Source organism: Streptomyces sp. NEAU-W12 (assembly GCF_026242095.1).
In the GTDB taxonomy this organism is placed as follows: domain Bacteria; phylum Actinomycetota; class Actinomycetes; order Streptomycetales; family Streptomycetaceae; genus Streptomyces.
Genome location: NZ_JAPJDM010000085.1, coordinates 1 through 1,745, shown reverse-complemented (window position 1 = coordinate 1,745; position 1,745 = coordinate 1). Strand labels below are relative to the sequence as shown.

Sequence of the window (1,745 nt, the reverse complement as noted above, 5' to 3'; positions counted from 1 at the left end):
TGAACGTGGCTCTGACAAGATTTTCGTAGATGGAGATCATCTCGGTGGCACGGTCGACTGGTCCGCGTAGCGTCGGCGGAGGTGGGCGATCAGGATGACGCGGTGGCGGAGGAGTGGGACGCCTGCGCGGCCGGCCATCAGGCGCTTTTGGAGTTTGACGTCGGTGATGCGGCCTTCGCTGATCCCGGAGTTGTAGGGGGTGGTGATGCCCTGGGCGACGGCCTGTCGGTCTTCACGCAGGGCTCCGGCGAGGCCGGTAAGAGGGGGCAGTCCGCTGTCTGTGAGGTCGTCGAGCCAACCCGGAAGGGCCGTCGCGTCATGGTTGTCGAGCATGTTGGCGAACCGGCGGACCAGGTCGTGGGTGTGCCTGAGTTCAGGGCAGTGCTGGAGGAGCCGGGGCAGGCGGTCGTTGATGTGTGGGTTGCGGCGAGCCGGATGGGTGGTGATCCAGCGGGCGGCTTCGCGTGGGGAGGGCGCTCGCTGCCTCGGCTCGTCCAGGGGCAGGCCCCGTCGCAGGGGCGCGACCGCCATTTTCACGCGCTGGTAGTGACCGGGGTAGCCCTTGGCCTGGAGTTCCTCGTGCAGTATCTTCGCGCTGTGCTGTCCCTCGTCCCAGCGTTGTTGCAGGTAGTCGAGGTAGGGGTCCAGGGCGGAGGGCCTGCGGGACGGGCGGCGCATCACTTCCTGCCAGGTGCGGACCCTGGCGTACTTGCGCACCGTGCGGCGGTCCAGGCCGAGCTCCCGGGCCACGGAGCGGTGACTGCGGCCGGTGCCGCTCAGGGCGTGCACGGCCTCGAACAACCTTCGGGCATGCCGCCCGGCACGGGAGTCTGCCGCGGTGTTCTCGGTGGCTTCACCGACCGGTGCGGGACTGGTCTCGTCCACTGGTGGCAGGGCTGCGGGCAGACAGCCGCGGTGGGCGGAGGCGATGTCCTGGACGCGGCGGGAGAGCCCCTGCCAGAGGTGAAAACGGTCGCTGACCTGCACAGCGTCGGGGGCGCCGGCGAGGATGCCCTGCCGGTAGGTGAGGGAGCCGTCGCGGCAGACGACCTCGACACCCGGGTGCTCGCGGAGCCAGTGGCTGAGCTGTTCCGCATCGCGTCCCTCCCAGAGCGTGAGCGGGAGCCGGGTCGTGGCGTCGACCAGAAGGGTGCCGTAGGTGTCGCTGTAGAGCGCGAAGTCATCCACCCCCAGCACCCGGGGTGTCTCCAGTGGCGGAAGCGGCACCCGCATCAGCTGAGACAGAACGGTGCACCTCGAGAGCCTCACGTTCAGGATCCGCAGCATCCGGGCACCGCCCCGGCCGGCCAGCACCACACCGACGGCCTCCACCAGGCGCTGCAGCTGTGGTGTGCGCCGCTGGTAGCGCACGGTCAGCCCCGGCACCTGCTCGGCGAACGTCACCTTCGGACAGACCGGGTTCTCGCAGTACAAACGGCGTACGGACAAGTCGATGCGCAGAGGCCGGCCACCGAGAGCGACGTCGGCGAGGTGCCGTAGATAGCGGCTGTGACACCACGCGCTGAGGTGGCCGCATCCGGTACATCCCGCTGGAACACCGGACCTCGTGCGGGCGCGGACCGCCACGACAGCATCAGAGACATCGGCCGAGACCACCAGAACATTAGTTAACTGCGGTAACAGGCTTGCCAGTTCAACAGAGCACAACCACAGGCTGCCCGCTACGCGGACCGGTCCACCGTGTCACCAAGATGATCTCCGGCTACGAAAATCTTGCCAGAGCC

Annotated in this window: 1 protein-coding gene; it reads right to left on the bottom strand. The window is 68.2% G+C overall.

Features of this window, described 5'->3' with window-relative positions; translation table 11 throughout:
• Nucleotides 1-36: 36 nt before the first annotated feature.
• On the bottom strand, nucleotides 37-1,617 hold the full coding sequence (locus ORI94_RS35160) for an ISL3 family transposase (protein ID WP_416237960.1): 1,581 nt from the start codon (nucleotides 1,615-1,617) through the stop codon (nucleotides 37-39).
• Nucleotides 1,618-1,745: the final 128 nt, after the last annotated feature.